Origin of the sequence: Streptomyces sp. NBC_00259 (assembly GCF_036181745.1) — a bacterium.
Classification (GTDB): Bacteria; Actinomycetota; Actinomycetes; order Streptomycetales; family Streptomycetaceae; genus Streptomyces; species Streptomyces pratisoli.
Window position 1 is genome coordinate 1,660,084 of the sequence record NZ_CP108080.1, and the last position, 16,266, is coordinate 1,676,349.

16 protein-coding genes are annotated in these 16,266 nt (G+C 71.5%); 6 read left to right on the top strand and 10 right to left on the bottom strand.

Annotated elements, in window-relative coordinates:
* Positions 1-98: 98 nt before the first annotated feature.
* Positions 99-743 (bottom strand): response regulator, encoded by a 645-nt coding sequence (locus OG766_RS07430; RefSeq protein ID WP_266375200.1) that lies wholly within the window; start codon positions 741-743, stop codon positions 99-101.
* On the bottom strand, positions 736-1,893 hold the full coding sequence (locus OG766_RS07435; protein WP_266375198.1) for a GAF domain-containing sensor histidine kinase: 1,158 nt from the start codon (positions 1,891-1,893) through the stop codon (positions 736-738). Before OG766_RS07435 ends, OG766_RS07430 begins: the two co-directional genes overlap by 8 nt.
* Positions 1,894-2,113: 220 nt before the next feature.
* Between OG766_RS07435 and OG766_RS07440 the strand changes: the two genes are divergently transcribed.
* The 3 genes from OG766_RS07440 (at position 2,114) to OG766_RS07450 (ending at position 4,969) form a co-directional block, all read left to right on the top strand.
* Complete coding sequence (locus OG766_RS07440) at positions 2,114-2,809, top strand: SDR family NAD(P)-dependent oxidoreductase (protein WP_328724841.1); 696 nt, start codon at positions 2,114-2,116, stop codon at positions 2,807-2,809.
* Positions 2,806-3,900, top strand: coding sequence for an S-adenosylmethionine:tRNA ribosyltransferase-isomerase (locus tag OG766_RS07445; RefSeq protein WP_266375194.1), 1,095 nt, complete (start codon positions 2,806-2,808; stop codon positions 3,898-3,900). The genes OG766_RS07440 and OG766_RS07445 overlap by 4 nt, the downstream gene beginning before the upstream one ends.
* A gap of 304 nt (positions 3,901-4,204) precedes the next feature.
* Positions 4,205-4,969 carry a transglycosylase SLT domain-containing protein gene (locus tag OG766_RS07450; RefSeq protein WP_266375192.1) on the top strand — a complete coding sequence of 255 codons (765 nt, stop codon included), beginning with the start codon at positions 4,205-4,207 and terminating at the stop codon, positions 4,967-4,969.
* A 90-nt stretch (positions 4,970-5,059) separates the two neighbouring features.
* Here the strand turns inward: OG766_RS07450 and OG766_RS07455 are convergent, their stop codons facing one another.
* A complete protein-coding gene (locus tag OG766_RS07455) occupies positions 5,060-7,618 on the bottom strand; it encodes an ABC transporter ATP-binding protein/permease (protein WP_328724843.1) in 2,559 nt (852 codons plus the stop codon).
* A gap of 245 nt (positions 7,619-7,863) precedes the next feature.
* On the opposite strand from OG766_RS07455, the gene OG766_RS07460 reads away from it, so the two are divergent.
* Positions 7,864-9,483 carry a streptophobe family protein gene (locus OG766_RS07460; protein ID WP_328724844.1) on the top strand — a complete coding sequence of 540 codons (1,620 nt, stop codon included), beginning with the start codon at positions 7,864-7,866 and terminating at the stop codon, positions 9,481-9,483.
* A 107-nt stretch (positions 9,484-9,590) separates the two neighbouring features.
* A complete protein-coding gene (gene serB / locus OG766_RS07465) occupies positions 9,591-10,805 on the top strand; it encodes a phosphoserine phosphatase SerB (protein ID WP_328724845.1) in 1,215 nt (404 codons plus the stop codon).
* 88 nt (positions 10,806-10,893) lie between these two features.
* Here serB and OG766_RS07470 read toward each other — a convergent pair whose 3' ends face one another.
* The 4 genes from OG766_RS07470 to OG766_RS07485 form a co-directional block, all read right to left on the bottom strand.
* Positions 10,894-11,412, bottom strand: coding sequence for a SixA phosphatase family protein (locus OG766_RS07470; protein ID WP_266375184.1), 519 nt, complete (start codon positions 11,410-11,412; stop codon positions 10,894-10,896).
* 107 nt (positions 11,413-11,519) lie between these two features.
* Complete coding sequence (locus OG766_RS07475; RefSeq protein ID WP_266375182.1) at positions 11,520-11,729, bottom strand: hypothetical protein; 210 nt, start codon at positions 11,727-11,729, stop codon at positions 11,520-11,522.
* 170 nt (positions 11,730-11,899) lie between these two features.
* Positions 11,900-12,016 carry an SGM_5486 family transporter-associated protein gene (locus OG766_RS07480; RefSeq protein WP_266375180.1) on the bottom strand — a complete coding sequence of 39 codons (117 nt, stop codon included), beginning with the start codon at positions 12,014-12,016 and terminating at the stop codon, positions 11,900-11,902.
* Positions 12,017-12,020: 4 nt separating this feature from the next.
* Positions 12,021-13,343, bottom strand: coding sequence for a CynX/NimT family MFS transporter (locus tag OG766_RS07485; protein ID WP_266375178.1), 1,323 nt, complete (start codon positions 13,341-13,343; stop codon positions 12,021-12,023).
* 60 nt (positions 13,344-13,403) lie between these two features.
* On the opposite strand from OG766_RS07485, the gene OG766_RS07490 reads away from it, so the two are divergent.
* Positions 13,404-14,078, top strand: a complete 675-nt coding sequence (locus OG766_RS07490) for a FadR/GntR family transcriptional regulator (protein WP_266375176.1) — start codon at positions 13,404-13,406, stop codon at positions 14,076-14,078.
* A gap of 117 nt (positions 14,079-14,195) precedes the next feature.
* Here the strand turns inward: OG766_RS07490 and OG766_RS07495 are convergent, their stop codons facing one another.
* The 3 genes from OG766_RS07495 to fabG form a co-directional block, all read right to left on the bottom strand.
* Positions 14,196-14,540, bottom strand: coding sequence for a hypothetical protein (locus OG766_RS07495; protein ID WP_266375174.1), 345 nt, complete (start codon positions 14,538-14,540; stop codon positions 14,196-14,198).
* A 209-nt stretch (positions 14,541-14,749) separates the two neighbouring features.
* Positions 14,750-15,520 carry an enoyl-ACP reductase FabI gene (gene fabI, locus OG766_RS07500; RefSeq protein WP_266375172.1) on the bottom strand — a complete coding sequence of 257 codons (771 nt, stop codon included), beginning with the start codon at positions 15,518-15,520 and terminating at the stop codon, positions 14,750-14,752.
* A 4-nt stretch (positions 15,521-15,524) separates the two neighbouring features.
* Positions 15,525-16,244, bottom strand: a complete 720-nt coding sequence (fabG, locus tag OG766_RS07505) for a 3-oxoacyl-[acyl-carrier-protein] reductase (protein WP_266375170.1) — start codon at positions 16,242-16,244, stop codon at positions 15,525-15,527.
* Positions 16,245-16,266: the final 22 nt, after the last annotated feature.

The window sequence follows — 16,266 nt, forward strand, 5'->3', positions numbered from 1 at the left end:
GATACGCCGTGTGGGCGACATACACACGACGGTATGAATCTCACATCGGAGCCGGGCGGTCCGCGGACCGGCCCCGATGACCTGCTGAAACGTTCCGATCAGCTGGTGAGCCCATGGCGTACGGCCCAGAGCGCCGCCTGTGTGCGGTCCGCGAGATCGAGCTTCATCAGAATGTTCGACACATGGGTCTTCACCGTCTTCTCCGAAAGGACCAGCGCCCGGGCGATCTCCCGGTTGGAGCGGCCGTCGGCGATGAGCCCGAGCACCTCACGCTCGCGCTCGGTGAGTGACGTGCCCCTCCCCTGCCCGGTGTGGGGATCGTCCTGGGCGAGCAACGCGCCCGCCACCTCGGGCTGGAGCAGCACATGGCCCGCGTGCACGGAGCGGATCGCACCGGCCAGCGCGTCCGGGTCCACGTCCTTGTAGACGTAGCCCGAGGCTCCGGCGCGCAGGGCGGGCACCACCGTGCGCTGCTCGGTGAAGCTGGTGACGATCAGCACCTTGGCGGGGTTGTCGAGGGCGCGGAGCTTGCGCAGGGCCTCGATGCCGTCGGTGCCGGGCATCTTCACGTCCATCAGGACGACGTCGGGCCGCAGCTCCTCGGCGCGGGCGACGCCCTCGTCGCCGTCTCCGGCCTCCCCCACGACCTCGATGTCGTCCTGCACCTCCAGGAACGTACGCAGACCGCGGCGCACCACCTGATGGTCGTCCACCAGCAGCACCCGGATAGTCCTGTCAGCCACCGGGGACCTCCATCTCGACCGTGGTGCCCTTGCCGGGCGCCGATTCCACCGTGAGTGTGCCGCCCACGCCGCCCGCCCGGTCCCCCATGGAGACGAGACCGAGATGGCGGCCGGCCCTGCGGACCGTGCCGGGCTCGAAGCCCTTGCCGTCGTCGGTGACGCTGAGGACCGCGCCCTGCCCGCGGCGGGCCAGGCTGACGGCCACCAGCTCCGCGTCCGAGTGCCGCAGGGCGTTGTGCAGGGCCTCCTGGGCGACCCGCAGCAGCGCCTCCTCCTGGGCGGCCGGCAGCGCCCGGACCCCGCGGCTGTCGAAGGTGACGCGCGCGGTGTGGGCGCGGTCGAGCACCTGGACATGCGTACGCAGCGTGTTGACCAGGCCGTCCTCGTCCAGGGCGGCGGGGCGCAGCTCGACGACGGCCGCCCGCAGCTCGTCCGCGGCCTCGGCGGCGAGGAGGGCGACCTGCTGCAGTTCACCCTTGGCGCGGGCCGGGTCGCGGTCCACGAGGCGGGCCGCGGCCTGGGCGGTCAGCCTGAGCGAGAACAGCTTCTGGCTGACGGCGTCATGGAGCTCATGGGCGAGACGGGACCGCTCCTCGGCGATGGTGAGCTCGCGGCTGCGCTCGTAGAGCCGGGCGTTGGTGAGGGCGATCGCGGCGTGCTGGGCGAGGATCGAGAGCAGTTCCTCGTCCTCCTCGGTGAAGCCGCACTCCTCCGCCCGGGAGGAGGGGGGCCTGGAGCACCGCTTGTTGGCGAGGAACAGCGCGCCGATCGTCTCGTCGCCGTCCTTGACGGGCAGGCCCAGGAAGTCGGACATGTCGGGGTGGGCGGAGGGCCAGCCCTCGAAGCGGGGGTCCTTCCGTACGTCCGCGAGCCGCTCGGGGTGCGCGTCCCTGAGCATCGCGGCGAGGATGCCGTGCTGGCGCGGGAGCGGCCCGATCGCCCGCCACTGCTCGTCGCTGACCCCGTCGACGACGAACTGGGCGAAGCCTCCGTGGTCGTCGGGGACGCCCAGCGCCGCGTACTCCGCGTCGAGCAGCTCGCGGGCCGAGGCGACGATCGTCTTGAGGACGTCGCGCACCTCCAGATGCCTGCTCATCGCGAGGAGAGCGGTGCTCACGGCGGCGAGGCCGGAGCTCGGTCGATGGCTCATGGGGATCACGGTACCGGCGGGTGTGACGGTGCGTATCGGGCTGTGGGCGGCCCCTGGGGAGGACCGCGGACCTAGGTCGAAGTGCCCTGCCCGGTAAGGGCCCGGGGACGAGGCGGCGGGCGGCTGCCGGGAGCGAGCCTGAGGGCATCCGGACGGCGTCGGATCGGAACACCGGCCGGCAACGGAACAGACCGGCAACGGAACAGAGGGGACGGACGTCATGCCTGTCGCGATCATCACGGGGGCTTCGAAGGGGCTCGGACACGCACTGGCGGCGGCGCTCGCACGGCGCGGCTGGGATCTGGTGCTGGACGCGCGCACGGCGGGCGTACTGGAGGAGTCGGCGCGGGCGCTGCGGCGCCACGGGACGCGGGTGACGGCGGTGCCCGGGGACGTCACGGACGCCCGGCACCGTACGGAGCTGGTGTCCGCGGCCCGGGAGCTCGGCTCGCTCGAGTTGCTGGTGAGCAATGCCAGTGCGCTGGGCGCCGAGCCGCTGGTGCGGTTGGAGGAGCTGTCGCCGGACGGGCTGCGGTCGGCGCTGGAGACCAATGTGGTGGCGGCGCTGGGGCTGGTGCAGGAGTCGCTTCCGCTGCTGCGGGCGGGCTCGCCGGGGGCGGTGATCGCGGTCTCGTCGGACGCGGCGGCCGAGGCGTACGAGACCTGGGGCGGTTACGGCGCCTCGAAGGCGGCGCTCGATCATCTGGCGGCGGTGCTCGCCGTGGAGGAGCCGGGGCTGCGGGTGTGGACGGTCGACCCGGGCGACATGCAGACGGATCTGTACGCGGCGGCGGTGCCGGACGACGACGAGCCGAGGCCGGGCCCGGGGAGCGTGGTGCCGGGGTTCCTGCGGCTGCTGGACGAGCGCCCGGTGAGCGGCCGGTACGCGGCGCCTGCCCTGGCCGGGGCGCGATGAGCGTGCTGGAGTCGCTCCGGGTGCCGGAGGAGCTGTCGGCCCGGGTGCCGGCGGAGGAGCGCGGGTCCGGGCGGGACGACGTACGGCTGATGGTGTCGCGCGGGACGGAGGTGTCGCACCGCGCCTTCGGTGAGCTGCCGGGGGTGCTGCGGGCCGGGGACGTGCTGGTGGTGAACACGTCGCCGACGCTTCCGGCGGCCGTGAACGGGCGGCTGGGAGGGGAGCGGCTGGTCGTGCACTTCTCGACGCGCGGGGACCGGGGACACCCCGGGACGGAGTCCGCGGGCGGCCGGTGGGCGGTGGAGCTGCGTACCCCGGACGGGACGGGCAGCACGCTGCCGCGGGCGGGAGGTCCGGCGGGCGCGCGGATACGGCTTCCCGGGGGCGGGCTGCTCGTACCGGAGGAGCCCCTGGTGCCGGGGGCGGACCGGCTGTGGTGGGCCACGGTTTCCGTGGACGTGCCGGGGCTGATGCGGCGGTACGGCCGGCCGATCCGGTACCGCTACACCGTGCGGGACCAGCCGCTGTCCGCGTACCAGTCGGTGTTCGCCCTGCCCTCGCCGGGCGGCGCGGGCAGCGCGGAGATGCCGAGCGCCGCGCGTCCCTTCACGGAGCGGCTGGTCGCGGAGCTGGTGCGGCGGGGTGTGCAGTTCGCTCCCGTCACGCTGCACACGGGGGTGGCCTCGGCGGAGGCGCACGAGCCGCCGTACCCGGAGCGGTTCGAGGTGCCGGCGTCCACGGCGTGGCTGGTGAACGCGGCGCGGGACGTCCCGTCGGGGGCCGCCGGCCGGGAGACGGGCGGGCGGATCGTCGCGGTCGGGACGACGGCGGTGCGGGCGCTGGAGTCGGCGTCGGGGGCGGACGGGAGGGTACGGGCGGCCTCGGGGTGGACGGATCTCGTCGTCACGCCCGCGGGCGGGGTGCGGGTGGTGGACGGCCTGCTGACGGGTCTGCACGAGCCCGCGGCCTCGCATCTGCTGATGCTGGCGGCGATCGCCGGGCCGGAGGTGCTGGCCAGGAGCTACTCCGAAGCGCTGGAGCGTCTCTACCTCTGGCACGAGTTCGGCGACATGCACCTCATCCTCCCGTAGTACGGCGCTCACTCCATGCATTGCTTGAGCAACGCTTGGTGAGGCTGTTACGTGTTCGATGTGAGCCCGCGCATAGGACCCAGGTCACTTACGAAGCGCCCTAGTGGATGCATAAGGGACATGCGAGCAGCACAGGGTGTATGACTTGTCCGATTTTGCGGCTTCCGGGTCCACTATCGGGGATCGTACGTCACACCTTTGCCACAGGATTTTGCTGCCGCTAAGAATTGCGTTCGTCGCCGCCGAGCAGGCGCTGCGCCTCCCGGCCGAAGCGACTCCCGCTATTCGAAGAGGTACGTCTCGCATGACCGCGTCCCGCACCCCCGGCTCCCGCCGTATGTCCAAGACCCACAAGTTCTCGATTGCCGGTCTGGCCGCCGTTGGCGCCTCCGCCGTCGCGTTCTCGCTCGTCCCGGGCAACGCCGTCGCCGGCAGCGAGACGCAGGCCGTGCCTGCCTCCCAGGTCGCGTGGTCCTCCTCGGTCGACACCGCGAAGGCCACCGCGCTGCAGACCAGCATCGCCGAGCAGAACGCCTTCACCGCCGCCCAGGTCAAGGCCGCCGCCCAGGCGAAGGCCCAGGCCGCCGCCAACGCCAAGGCCGCTGCCGCCGCCCAGGCGAAGGCCACCGCTGCCGCCGAGGCCAAGGTCGCCGCCGCGGCCAAGGCCAAGGCGCAGGCCCAGGCCGCCGCCAAGAAGCGCGCCGCGGAGCAGGCCGCCAGCCGCGCGGCCGCCCGTAAGCCCGTCTACGCGAACAACCTGGACGGCTGGATCCGCGAGGCGCTCGACATCATGAAGAAGCACGACATCCCGGGCACCTACCACGGCATCCACAAGAACATCATGCGTGAGTCCTCCGGCAACCCGCGCGCGATCAACAACTGGGACATCAACGCCATCAACGGCGTCCCGTCGAAGGGCCTGCTGCAGGTCATCAAGCCCACCTTCGACGCGTACCACGTCCCCGGCACCTCCTGGGACCAGTACGACCCGGTCGCCAACATCGTCGCCGCCTGCAACTACGCGGCCGACCGATACGGCTCGATGGACAACGTGAACAGCGCCTACTGACGGACGCTGCACACACGCCGAAGGGCGGCACCCCGCACGGGGTGCCGCCCTTCGGCGTCGTCGCCGGCCGTGTGCCGCCGCGTGTCGCGGCTACTTGCGCATGACCTCGGGCTCGTGGCGGCGCAGGAACCGGGCCACGAAGAAGCCGCACAGCGCGCCCAGCGCCAGCAGCGCGGCCATGTCCAGGCCCCAGGCCCCGAGCTCGTGGTCCCACAGCGGGTCCGTGTTGCCGGGGTCGTCCTGGTTCGGACTGATCTTGTTGAAGTCCAGCGTGGCGCCCGCGGCGGCGACCGCCCAGCGGGACGGCATCAGATACGAGAACTCGTTCACGCCGACGGTGCCGTTCAGGATGAACAGACAGCCGGTGAAGACCACCTGGACGATCGCGAACATGACCAGCAGCGGCATGGTCTTCTCGGCCGTCTTCACGAGCGCCGAGATGATCAGGCCGAACATCATCGAGGTGAATCCGAGCGCCATGATCGGGAGCGAGAGCTCCAGGAGCGTGGAGCCGCCGAGGACGAGGCCCTCCTCGGGGATCTCACGGGTGGAGAAGCCGATGACGCCCACCAGCGCGCCCTGGAACACCGTGATCATGCCGAGGACGATGACCTTCGACATCAGATACGCGGAGCGGGACAGGCCCGTCGCGCGCTCCCGTTCGTAGATCACCCGTTCCTTGATCAGCTCGCGGACCGAGTTGGCGGCGCCCGCGAAGCACGCGCCGACCGCGAGGATCAGCAGCACGGTGGTGGCCGTGCCGTTGGGGATGACCCGGCCGCTCTGCGGGTTCACCCCGTTGGGCAGCAGGCCCTTGTCCGGATCGATGAGCAGGCTCACCGCGCCGAGAACGGCCGGCAGGATCACCATCAGCGCCAGGAAGCCGCGGTCCGAGGCGATCACCGAGACATAGCGCCTGATCAGCGTGGTGAGCTGGGAGAACCAGCCCTGCGGCTTGGGCGGCCTGATCGCCTGCGGCGGCGGCATGTGCACCGACTGCGGGGCGACGGCGTCGATGTCCGCGGCGTACATCTGGTAGTGCTGCGAGCCCTTCCAGCGGCCCGCCCAGTCGTAGTCGCGGTAGTTCTCGAAGGCGGAGAAGACATCGGCCCAGGTGTCGTAGCCGAAGAAGTTCAGCGCCTCCTCCGGCGGACCGAAGTAGGCCACCGAACCGCCGGGCGCCATCACGAGCAGCTTGTCGCACAGCGCCAGCTCGGCCACGGAGTGCGTGACGACGAGGACGGTGCGGCCGTCGTCGGCGAGGCCGCGCAGCAGCTGCATGACATCGCGGTCCATGCCCGGGTCGAGGCCGGAGGTCGGCTCGTCGAGGAAGATCAGGGAGGGCTTGGTCAGCAGCTCCAGGGCGACGGAGACGCGCTTGCGCTGACCGCCGGAGAGGGAGGTGACCCTCTTGTCCTTGTGGATGTCGAGCTTCAGCTCGCGCAGCACCTCGTCGATGCGCTGCGCGCGCTCCTGCTCGCTGGTGTCCGCGGGGAAGCGCAGCTTGGCGGCGTACTTGAGCGCCTTCTTGACGGTCAGCTCCTTGTGCAGGATGTCGTCCTGCGGGACCAGACCGATGCGCTGACGCAGCTCGGCGAACTGCTTGTACAGGTTGCGGTTGTCGTAGAGGACATCGCCCTGGTTGGCCGGGCGGTAACCCGTGAGGGCCTTCAGCAGCGTCGACTTGCCGGAGCCGGACGGGCCGATGACCGCGACGAGCGACTTCTCCGGGACGCCGAAGGAGACGTCCTTGAGGATCTGCTTGCCGCCGTCGACCGTCACCGTGAGGTGGCGGGCGGAGAAGGAGACCTCACCGGTGTCGACGAACTCCTCGAGCCGGTCGCCGATGAGCCGGAACGTGGAGTGGCCGACGCCGACGATGTCGTTCGGGCCGATGAGCGCGGTGCCGGACTTTGCGAGCGGCTGGCCGTTGACGTAGGTGCCGTTGTGGGAACCGAGGTCGTGGATCTCGAAACGGCCGTCGGGCGTCGCGTGGAACTCGGCGTGGTGGCGCGAGACCTGGAGGTCGGAGACGACCAGCTCGTTCTCCAGCGCACGGCCGATGCGCATCACGCGGCCGAGGGAGAGCTGGTGGAACGTGGTGGGGCTGCGGTCGCCGTAGACCGGCGGAGCCCCCGCGGCACCACCGGGAGTCTTCTGGACGTACGGGTCCTGCGGTCCCTGCTGGTGCGGGACCTGGGCCGCGGGCGGCTGCTGCCACTGCTGCTGCTGCGGAGCCTGCGCCTGCTGGGCATGAGCAGCCTGCTGCGCCTGAGGCGCCTGCTGCGCCCAGCCCTGCTGCGCGTGCTGCGCCGGGGCCTGCTGCGGGGCGGCGCCCTGCGCGCTGTACGCCCCCGCGGTGCCGGACACACTGAGCCGCGGGCCGTCGGTGGCGTTGCCGAGGTGTACCGCGGAGCCGGCGCCGATCTCCATCTGGTGGATGCGCTGGCCCTGCACATAGGTGCCGTTGGTGCTGCCGTGGTCCTCGATGACCCAACTCCGGCCGCCCCAGCTGATCGTGGCGTGCCGCCACGACACTCTGGCGTCGTCGATCACCAGGTCGCCCTGCGGATCACGTCCGAGGGTGTACGACCTGGACGGATCGAGGGTCCAGGTCCTTCCGTTCAATTCCAGTACGAGTTCCGGCACTCCATGCCCCACTAGTTGTCCCCCGAGTTACCCCCGTCGCAGGGAGTCTAGGGATGGTGAACATCGTGAGGAACTATTTCAGGAGCAGTCCCGTATCCGAAAGTCGGGCCTTGTGAAGACGGCGTCGAGGCTTACTTCGATGCGCCGTTGACGGAGGAGAAACACCCCCGGAGAGTGGTAAGCGCCCACGAGTGCACACGGATCATGCACGAAGGGGACAAGTCAGCACGGATCGGGGGGTCCTGATGGCGGCGAGCAGCGACGGTCTCCCGACGGTCGGCGTGCGTGACGGTGTGCCGTGGACGGATGTGGTCCTCGGCTCAGTTGCCGCCGTGAGCTGGGCGATGGCGGGCATGGCGGCGACCGCCGCGCTCGGACTGCATCTGCTGGGCGCCGACTCGGCCGGGGCGCTGGGCCCGATGACGGCGGCGGTGACGGTGCTGGCGGTGGGCGGTTCGGTGACGCCGTCGGGCGATGTGTCCGTGTTCGGCCTGGAGGGCGCGGAGGCGACGACGGCGGTCGACATCACGCCACTCGGGGTGAGCCTGGTCGGGGCGGTACTGCTCGCGCACTTCTTCCTCCGGTCGCTGCGCGGCGCGGGGGCGTATGTGCGGGGTACGGAACTGGCCGCGCGGGTCGCGGTGTTGACGGGACTGTTCCTCGGGGTGGTCGGCTGGCTGGCCTGGGCGGGGCACGACGTCATCACGTTCGACGGGGATGTGCCGGGCATCGGCGAGCTTCCGGGGAACGGGTCCGACGAGGGCGGGGGCGGCATCGAGGTGCCCGGGCTCGGTGAGATCGGGGACATCGGCGGGATCGGGGAGATCGCGGGGCTGCTTCCCGACCGGCTCGGGGACCTGGTGCGCGCGGAGGCGTCGGTCGGCTTCACCGTGGACACCGCCGCCTCACTGGCGGGCGCGCTGTTCTGGGTGCTCGGCGTACTGCTCGTCGCGCTCCTCGCGTCACGTCGTACGCCGCTGCCGTCCGGCTGGGACGCGGTGCACCGGCTGGTACGGCCCGCCGCGTCCGCGCTGGTGACGGTGCTGCTCGTCGCGGTGGCGGCCGGGGCGGCGGCTGCCGCGTACGCCGCGGCAGGTGACGAGCATCCGGGCCGGATCGGCGGCGCGGCGCTGCTCGGCACACCGAACGGGGTGTGGCTCGCCGTCCCGCTGGGCCTCTTCGTGCCGTGGGACGCAAAGGCGACCGGCGGGCCGGCGGAACTCCTGCCGGACCCGCTGGACGAGCTGTTGCGGATCTCGGCGGGCGAGCCGGTGACGGTGGGAGGGCTGGCGGAGCTCGACGGGCGGGTGTGGCTGCTGGCGGTGGCCTGTGCGCTGATGATGCTCTGCGCGGGGGTGCTGACCGCGGTCCGCACACCGCGCGCGGCCGGGGTCGGGGCGGTGGCCTTCGCTGCCCGGTGTGCGGTGGCGCTGGGGGTGGCGACGGCCGTGGCCCTGCCGCTGCTGGTGGGGCTGACGCGGGTGTCCGCTGACGCGTCGCTGTCGGTGCTGGGCGTCGACGCGTTCGGGGCGGGCATCGAGTTGCACGGGCGACTGGGCGCGGCGGTGGCGCTGGGAGCGGCGTGGGGCGCGGGAGCGGGGGCCGCGGGGGCGCTGCTGGCATGCGTGTGCGGGGCCGCGGGGCGGCGGGTGTCCCCGCTCGTGCCACGGCCCACGGCATCCCGCCCGGGCCCTGGGCCGTACCGGCCGTCGGTGCCGTATCGCCCGCCGAACGCGGATACGAACCCCTATCTGCGGTTGCCGCCGACGGCGAGGCCGCGTACGGAAAGGCACCGGGACGGACCGCCTCGGGACAGGCCCCCCGATGAGCCACCGCCTCCCGGGGTGCCGGGAGGCGGTGGCTGATGTTCCGTGCCGTCGGCGGATGCCGCTCGCGGGCGGGAACGGCGCGGTGTCCGGTACGCGGGACGGGCGGGCGCCTGGCACGGAGTGCCCGATACGGTGGGAGCACCATGAGCGCATCGCAGCCCCCAGAGACGTTCGACGTCCCCACTCTCCTGGTCAAGATCTTCGGGAAGGACCGTCCCGGGATCACCGCAGGTCTCTTCGACACCCTCGCCGCCTACGCCGTCGACGTGGTCGACATCGAGCAGGTCGTCACACGTGGGCGCATCACCCTGTGCGCGCTCGTCACCCAGCCGACCGCCGGGACCGAGGGCGAGCTGCGCGCGACCGTGCACAGCTGGGCCGAGTCCCTGAAGCTGCAGGCCGAGATCATCTCGGGCACGGGTGACAACAGGCCGCGCGGCAGCGGCCGTTCCCATGTCACCGTGCTCGGGCACCCGCTGACCGCGGAGTCCACGGCGGCCATAGCGGCCAGGATCACCGGCACCGGGGGCAACATCGACCGTATCTTCCGGCTCGCGAAGTATCCGGTGACCGCCGTGGAGTTCGCCGTGTCCGGCTGTGAGACCGAGCCGCTGCGCACCGCGCTCGCCACCGAGGCCGCGGAGATCGGTGTGGACGTCGCGGTCGTCTCGGCCGGGCTGCACCGCAGGGCGCAGCGCCTCGTGGTGATGGACGTGGACTCGACGCTCATCACGGACGAGGTCATCGAGCTGTTCGCGGCGCACGCCGGCTGCGAGGCGGAGGTGGCCGACGTGACGGCGGCCGCGATGCGCGGAGAGCTGGACTTCGAGCAGTCGCTGCACGCCCGGGTGGCGCTGCTGGCCGGTCTGGACGCGTCGGTGGTGGAGAAGGTGCGCAGCGAGGTGCGGCTCACGCCGGGCGCCCGCACCCTGATCCGTACGCTGAAGCGGCTGGGCTTCCAAGTCGGCGTGGTCTCCGGCGGGTTCACCCAGGTCACCGATGACCTCAAGGAACGTCTCGGCCTGGACTTCGCCTCCGCCAACACCCTGGAGATCGTGGACGGCAGGCTCACCGGGCGGGTCGTCGGCGAGATCGTCGACCGGGCGGGCAAGGCACGGCTGCTGCGCCGGTTCGCGGCGGCGGCGGGCGTACCGCTCGACCAGACCGTCGCGATCGGCGACGGCGCCAACGATCTGGACATGCTGAACGCGGCCGGGCTGGGGGTCGCCTTCAACGCCAAGCCGGTGGTGCGCAGGGCGGCGGACACAGCGGTCAACGTGCCGTTCCTGGACGCCGTGCTGTATCTCCTCGGGATCACCCGCGAAGAGGTCGAGGCGGCGGACGCCCACGAGGACTGAGCCGCGGCGGCGAGCGGCGGTACGCACGGGGACCGGCCCCGGTGCGCGACGGTCGCACCGGGGCCGGTCCGTCGGCGGCGTACGCCGGTTACTCGTGCGGTGCCCAGTAGTCGAGGAGTGTGCCCACGCCGTGCTCGACGGTCTTCCAGGAGCCGGAGAAGCCGACCACGGCGAACGCGGCGGTCGGGAAGCCGCCACGGGTCATCCGCTGCATCGTGTCGCCCTCCGCCTTGCCCGCCAGGGCGTCCGCGAGGGCGAGCATTCCGGGGTTGTGGCCGATGAGCAGCAGGTCGGCGATGTCGTCCGGGGTCTCGTTGAGCAGGGCGAGAAGGTCACCGAGCGAGGCGTCGTAGAGCCGCTCCTCGTACACGGTCCTGGGGCGCTCGGGCAGCTCGTGGACCGCCAGCTTCCAGGTCTCGCGGGTCCTCGCCGAGGTCGAGCAGAGCGCCAGGTCGAAGGGGATGCCGGTGTCGGCGAGTTTACGGCCGGCTACGGGGGCGTCCATGCGGCCACGGTCGGCGAGCGGCCGCTCGTGGTCGGACACCTGAGGCCAGTCGGCCTTCGCGTGGCGCAGTAGGACGATCCTTCGCGGTGTATCGGTGCTCATGCTCCCCAGCTTCGCATGAAATCAGCCAGCAGGCGCAGGGTGTTGAAGGGTGACCGCACCAGGGTGACGACGGGGGCCCGGGAGGGAATCCGGGCAGGCCGAGGGGCTCAGGAGCCGGTCAGCGCCAGCTGGATCCAGCCGAGGAAGACGCCCGGTGACGGGTCGCCCGCGGCGTGCGCCTGCCCGGCCCCGGTCATCAGCACGAGCAGCGCGGAGAAGGCGATGACCGGCAGGACGAGGGCCCACCACCGCAGCCGTACGCCGTCGCCGACGGCCGCGGCGGGGGCGTTGGACGGGGTGCGCGTACGGGCCGACATGGCCGCCTCCGGGTGGTCTGAAGGTGGGCTCCTGCTGAGCTGCTTCAAACCTACGGATCAGGGGCCCGGTCTCCCATCCGGTGATCCACCCACTTCACCCTGACACCGGCCCCCTAGGGGATGGTGGGGACAGCCCCACCCTGCTCCCCCGCCCGGCGTCGGGGCTCCGGTCAGGGCGAGGCGATCGAGGCGACGACACCGATGATCACGGTGATGGCGATCATGGTGCCGAAGACGAGGAGGAGCTTCTTCTGGCCGTTCGGGGGGTTCGGGTCGAGCACAGGCATGGGGTCAGTCTCGCATCCCGGCTTCGTCCTCCACCGTGCGGTCCCGCCCGGCCAGGATGCCGACCGCCATCTGCGGCACGATCAGCCCGGCCATCAGCACGAGCGGCAGGTCCCAGCCGCCGCTGTGCTGGTAGAGGACGCCCACCAGCAGCGGCCCTGGGATGGAGATCAGATAGCCGGTGCTCTGGGCGAAGGCGGAGAGCCGTACGACACCGGCGCCGCTGCGGGAGCGCATGCCGATCATGGTGAGGGCGAGGGGGAAGGAGCAGTTGGAGATGCCGAGCAGCAGCGCCCAGGCCCATGCCCCGGCGGCGGGTGCGAGGAACAGTCCCATGTAGCCGGTCAGTCCGCACAGGCCGAGGGCCACGACGATCGGGCCCTGGGTCTTCAGCCGGGTGGCGAGCCGGGGGATCACGAACGCGAGCGGGACGCCCATGACCATGGTCACGGCGAGCAGCAGGCCGGCCGTGCCCGCGGGGACGCCGGCGTCGCGGAAGATCTGCGGCATCCAGCCCATGCTGATGTACGCGCCGGTGGCCTGGAGGCCGAAGAAGCAGGCGAGGGCCCATGCGGTACGGCTCCGGGCGATGCGCGGGGCGGACGCCTGCGCGGTCCGCCCGGCCGCGGTCCCGGTGGCAGTGGCAGTGGCAGTGGCAGTGGCAGTCACCGTATGCGTACCCCTGTCCGCGCGCCGGCCACGCACCAGCAGCAGCCACGGCAGCACGGCGACGGCCGCGAGCACCGCCCAGACGCCGAGGCCGGTGCGCCAACTGCCGCCCAGCGCCTGGGTCATGGGCACGGTCGCGGCGGCGGCGACCGCGGTGCCGAGCGACAGCGCCATGGAGTAGAGCCCGGTGACGCCGCCGATACGGTCGGGGAAGTACCGCTTGACGATCACCGGCATCAGCACGTTGCTGACGGCGATGCCCATGAGGGCGAGTGCGCTGGCGGCGAGGAAGGCGGTCGTGCCGCTCGCGAAGGGCCGTATCAGCAGCCCCGCGGTGATCGCCACCATCCCGGCGCAGACGATCGCCGCGGGCCCGAAGCGGCGGGCGAGCCGGGGCGCCGCGAGTCCGAAGACCGCGAAGCAGAGCGGCGGCACGGAGGTGAGGACACCGGCGACGGTGCCGCTCATGTGCAGCCCGTTCTGCACCTCTTCGAGGAGGGCGCCGAGGCTGGTGATCGCGGGGCGGAGGTTGAGCGCGGCGAGCACGAGTCCGGCGACGACGAGCCGGAGGACCCAGACCGGGACCCCGGGGGCGGGAGAATCGGAGTGTGTACGGATCGCCGTGGCGGCGGGGCTCAGGGTCTGGGTCTCGTCGGGCATGGAGCCATCATAGAATCATGGGATGATTGGTTGTCCAATCTCGAAGCACGAAGGAGCAGCATGGCGCTGACCTCTCCTCGCCGTTCCGCCCTCTCGGACCAGGTGATCGCCGAGCTGCGGAACCAGATCACCTCGGGCGAGTGGCCGGTGGGCTCGCGGATCCCGACCGAGCCCGAGCTGGTCGAGCAGCTGGGCGTCGCCCGCAACACGATCCGTGAGGCGGTCCGCGCGCTCGCGCACAACGGGCTCCTGGACATCCGGCAGGGCTCGGGCACCTATGTCGTGGCGACGAGCGAGCTGGCCGGCGTGATGCACCGCAGGTTCGCCGACGCCGATCCGCGGCACGTCGCCGAGCTGCGCTCCACGCTGGAGTCCTCGGCGGCCCGGCTGGCCGCCGAGCGCCGCACGGAACGGGACCTGAAGCAGTTGGACGGCCTCCTGGCACGCCGCGAGGACGCGTGGGAGTCGGGCGACGCGGAACTGTTCGTCGCGGCCGACGCGACGTTCCACCTGGCCGTCGTCGCCGCTTCGCACAACGATGTGCTGACCGCGATCTACGCCGACCTGGGTGATCTGCTGCGCGACTGGCTGCGGGACGACGTGGGCCAGGAGCTGCGGCCGGAGAACCACATGGACCACACCCGGCTGGTCGACGCGATCCGCGCCTGTGACGGCGAGGCGGCGGCCGCGGAGGCGGCGGGTTACCCGTTCATGTGTCTGCGCAAGGACGCATGACCCGTCGCGTCGGCATGCACGGCGCCGGGCGTGTTCAAGAGGCCGGGCGTACGACGCACCGCACCGGTGTCACGGGGCCCGGTGCCACGGGGCCCGGTCCACGGCCCCGGGCCGGCGTCACGACGGTCGTCGCAGATGGCTCACCCAGACGGTCCGTATCTCCTTCCAGCAGCGCTCGCTGAGGGTCGCGCGGCCGGTCGGGCCGAGTTCTACGGGCTTGCTGTCGGCATCGACGTCCCACCAGCGCTCGCACTCGACGTGGAGCTGGACCCGGTCGGTGTCGATGTAGGGGTTGTGGCAGTACGCCGTGGCCCGGGAGCCTTCGACGTAGACGCTGCAGTCGGCCCCGAAAGGCCGCGCCGCGGACTCCCGGTGCGGCTGGGAGACCGCCACTGTGGGGGCGGGACACACCAGGGCCGCCACTACCCCCAGTACCGACGCGGAACGCCACGACGTACGCACAAGCAGGACCTCCTCGGCCGTACTGCGGCAAGCGCCGCTGCTGCACCACAAGGGAGGGATTGCTTCTCCAGGGTCACCCGGCCGGGGGCCGTCCGCCCGTCCCATTGACCCGAACGGGCGACGCCCCGGCCTCCCGCACACAGCGGGTGACCGGGGCATCGAAGGCGTCCGGGTGAAGAAGGGCGTCCGTGACGCTGCGTAACGGCTGGTTACGCACCCATCATGTGCACGCCACCGTCGACGTGGATGATCTCGCCCGTGGTCTTCGGGAACCAGTCGGACAGCAGGGCGACGATGCCGCGGCCGGTGGGCTCCGGGTCGGCCATGTCCCACTCCAGCGGGGAGCGGTGGTTCCACACGTCCGCGAGGTCGCTGAAGCCCGGGATGGACTTCGCGGCCATCGAGCCGAGCGGGCCCGCCGAGATCAGGTTGCAGCGGACGTTCTGCTTGCCCAGGTCACGGGCGACGTAGCGGGAGGTGGCCTCCAGCGCGGCCTTCGCCGGACCCATCCAGTCGTACTGCGGCCAGGCGAACTGGGCGTCGAAGGTCAGACCGACCACCGAGGCGCCCTCCTGCGGGAACAGCGGCAGGCAGGCCATGGTCAGCGACTTCAGCGAGAACGCCGAGACGTGCATCGCGGTCGAGACCGACTCGAACGGCGTGTTCAGGAAGTTGCCGCCGAGCGCGTCCTGCGGTGCGAAGCCGATGGAGTGGACGACGCCGTCCAGCCCGCCCAGCTCCTCGCGCACGATGTCCGCGAGACGGCCGAGGTGCTCGTCGTTGGTGACGTCGAGCTCGATGACCTTCGTGGGCTTGGGGAGCTTCCTGGCGATCCGCTCGGTCAGCGTGGGACGCGGGAAGGCGGTCAGGATGATCTCCGCACCCTGCTCCTGGGCCAGCTTCGCGGCGTGGAAGGCGATGGAGGACTCCATCAGCACACCGGTGATGAGGATGCGCTTGCCGGCGAGGATTCCACTCATGTGATCAGTGACCCATGCCCAATCCGCCGTCAACCGGGATGACGGCTCCAGTGATGTACGAGGCGTTGTCGGAGGCGAGGAACGTCACCGCGGCGGCGATCTCCTCCGGCTGCGCGTAACGGCCGAGCGGCACCTGCGAGACGATGCCCGCACGCTGCTCGTCGGTGAGCACCTTGGTCATGTCGGTCTCGACAAAGCCGGGCGCGACGACGTTGAACGTGATGTTCCGCGAGCCGAGTTCGCGGGCGAGGGAGCGGGCGAAGCCGACGAGCCCGGCCTTGGAGGCGGCGTAGTTGGCCTGACCCGCCGAGCCGAGCAGCCCGACCACGGAGGAGATGAGGACGACGCGGCCCTTCTTGGCCCGCAGCATGCCGCGGTTGGCGCGCTTGACGACCCGGAAGGCACCGGTGAGGTTGGTGTCGACGACGGAGACGAAGTCCTCCTCGGACATGCGCATCAGCAGCTGGTCCTTGGTGACGCCGGCGTTGGCGACCAGCACCTCCACGGTGCCGTGCTTGTCCTCGATCTCCTTGTAGGCCTGCTCCACCTGTTCGGTGTCGGTGATGTCGCAGCGGACCGGGAGGCAGCCCAGCTCGATCAGCTCCTTGGGCGGCTCGCCCGAACGGTACGTGATCGCGACCTTGTCGCCGGCTTCGGCGAACGCGCGGGCGATGGCGAGGCCGATGCCCCGGTTTCCTCCGGTGACGAGAACCGAGCGGCTCAACGGATCACCCTTTCGATAGCGG

What these genes read in the sequence shown, in the direction of transcription:
- OG766_RS07435 (WP_266375198.1), bottom strand. Translation starts at nt 1,893, where the DNA reads ATGAGCCATCGACCGAGCTCCGGCCTCGCCGCCGTGAGCACCGCTCTC.
- OG766_RS07440 (WP_328724841.1), top strand. Translation starts at nt 2,114, where the DNA reads ATGCCTGTCGCGATCATCACGGGGGCTTCGAAGGGGCTCGGACACGCA.
- OG766_RS07445 (WP_266375194.1), top strand. Translation starts at nt 2,806, where the DNA reads ATGAGCGTGCTGGAGTCGCTCCGGGTGCCGGAGGAGCTGTCGGCCCGG.
- OG766_RS07450 (WP_266375192.1), top strand. Translation starts at nt 4,205, where the DNA reads ATGACCGCGTCCCGCACCCCCGGCTCCCGCCGTATGTCCAAGACCCAC.
- OG766_RS07460 (WP_328724844.1), top strand. Translation starts at nt 7,864, where the DNA reads ATGGCGGCGAGCAGCGACGGTCTCCCGACGGTCGGCGTGCGTGACGGT.
- serB (WP_328724845.1), top strand. Translation starts at nt 9,591, where the DNA reads ATGAGCGCATCGCAGCCCCCAGAGACGTTCGACGTCCCCACTCTCCTG.
- OG766_RS07470 (WP_266375184.1), bottom strand. Translation starts at nt 11,412, where the DNA reads ATGAGCACCGATACACCGCGAAGGATCGTCCTACTGCGCCACGCGAAG.
- OG766_RS07475 (WP_266375182.1), bottom strand. Translation starts at nt 11,729, where the DNA reads ATGTCGGCCCGTACGCGCACCCCGTCCAACGCCCCCGCCGCGGCCGTC.
- OG766_RS07480 (WP_266375180.1), bottom strand. Translation starts at nt 12,016, where the DNA reads ATGCCTGTGCTCGACCCGAACCCCCCGAACGGCCAGAAGAAGCTCCTC.
- OG766_RS07485 (WP_266375178.1), bottom strand. Translation starts at nt 13,343, where the DNA reads ATGCCCGACGAGACCCAGACCCTGAGCCCCGCCGCCACGGCGATCCGT.
- OG766_RS07490 (WP_266375176.1), top strand. Translation starts at nt 13,404, where the DNA reads ATGGCGCTGACCTCTCCTCGCCGTTCCGCCCTCTCGGACCAGGTGATC.
- fabI (WP_266375172.1), bottom strand. Translation starts at nt 15,520, where the DNA reads ATGAGTGGAATCCTCGCCGGCAAGCGCATCCTCATCACCGGTGTGCTG.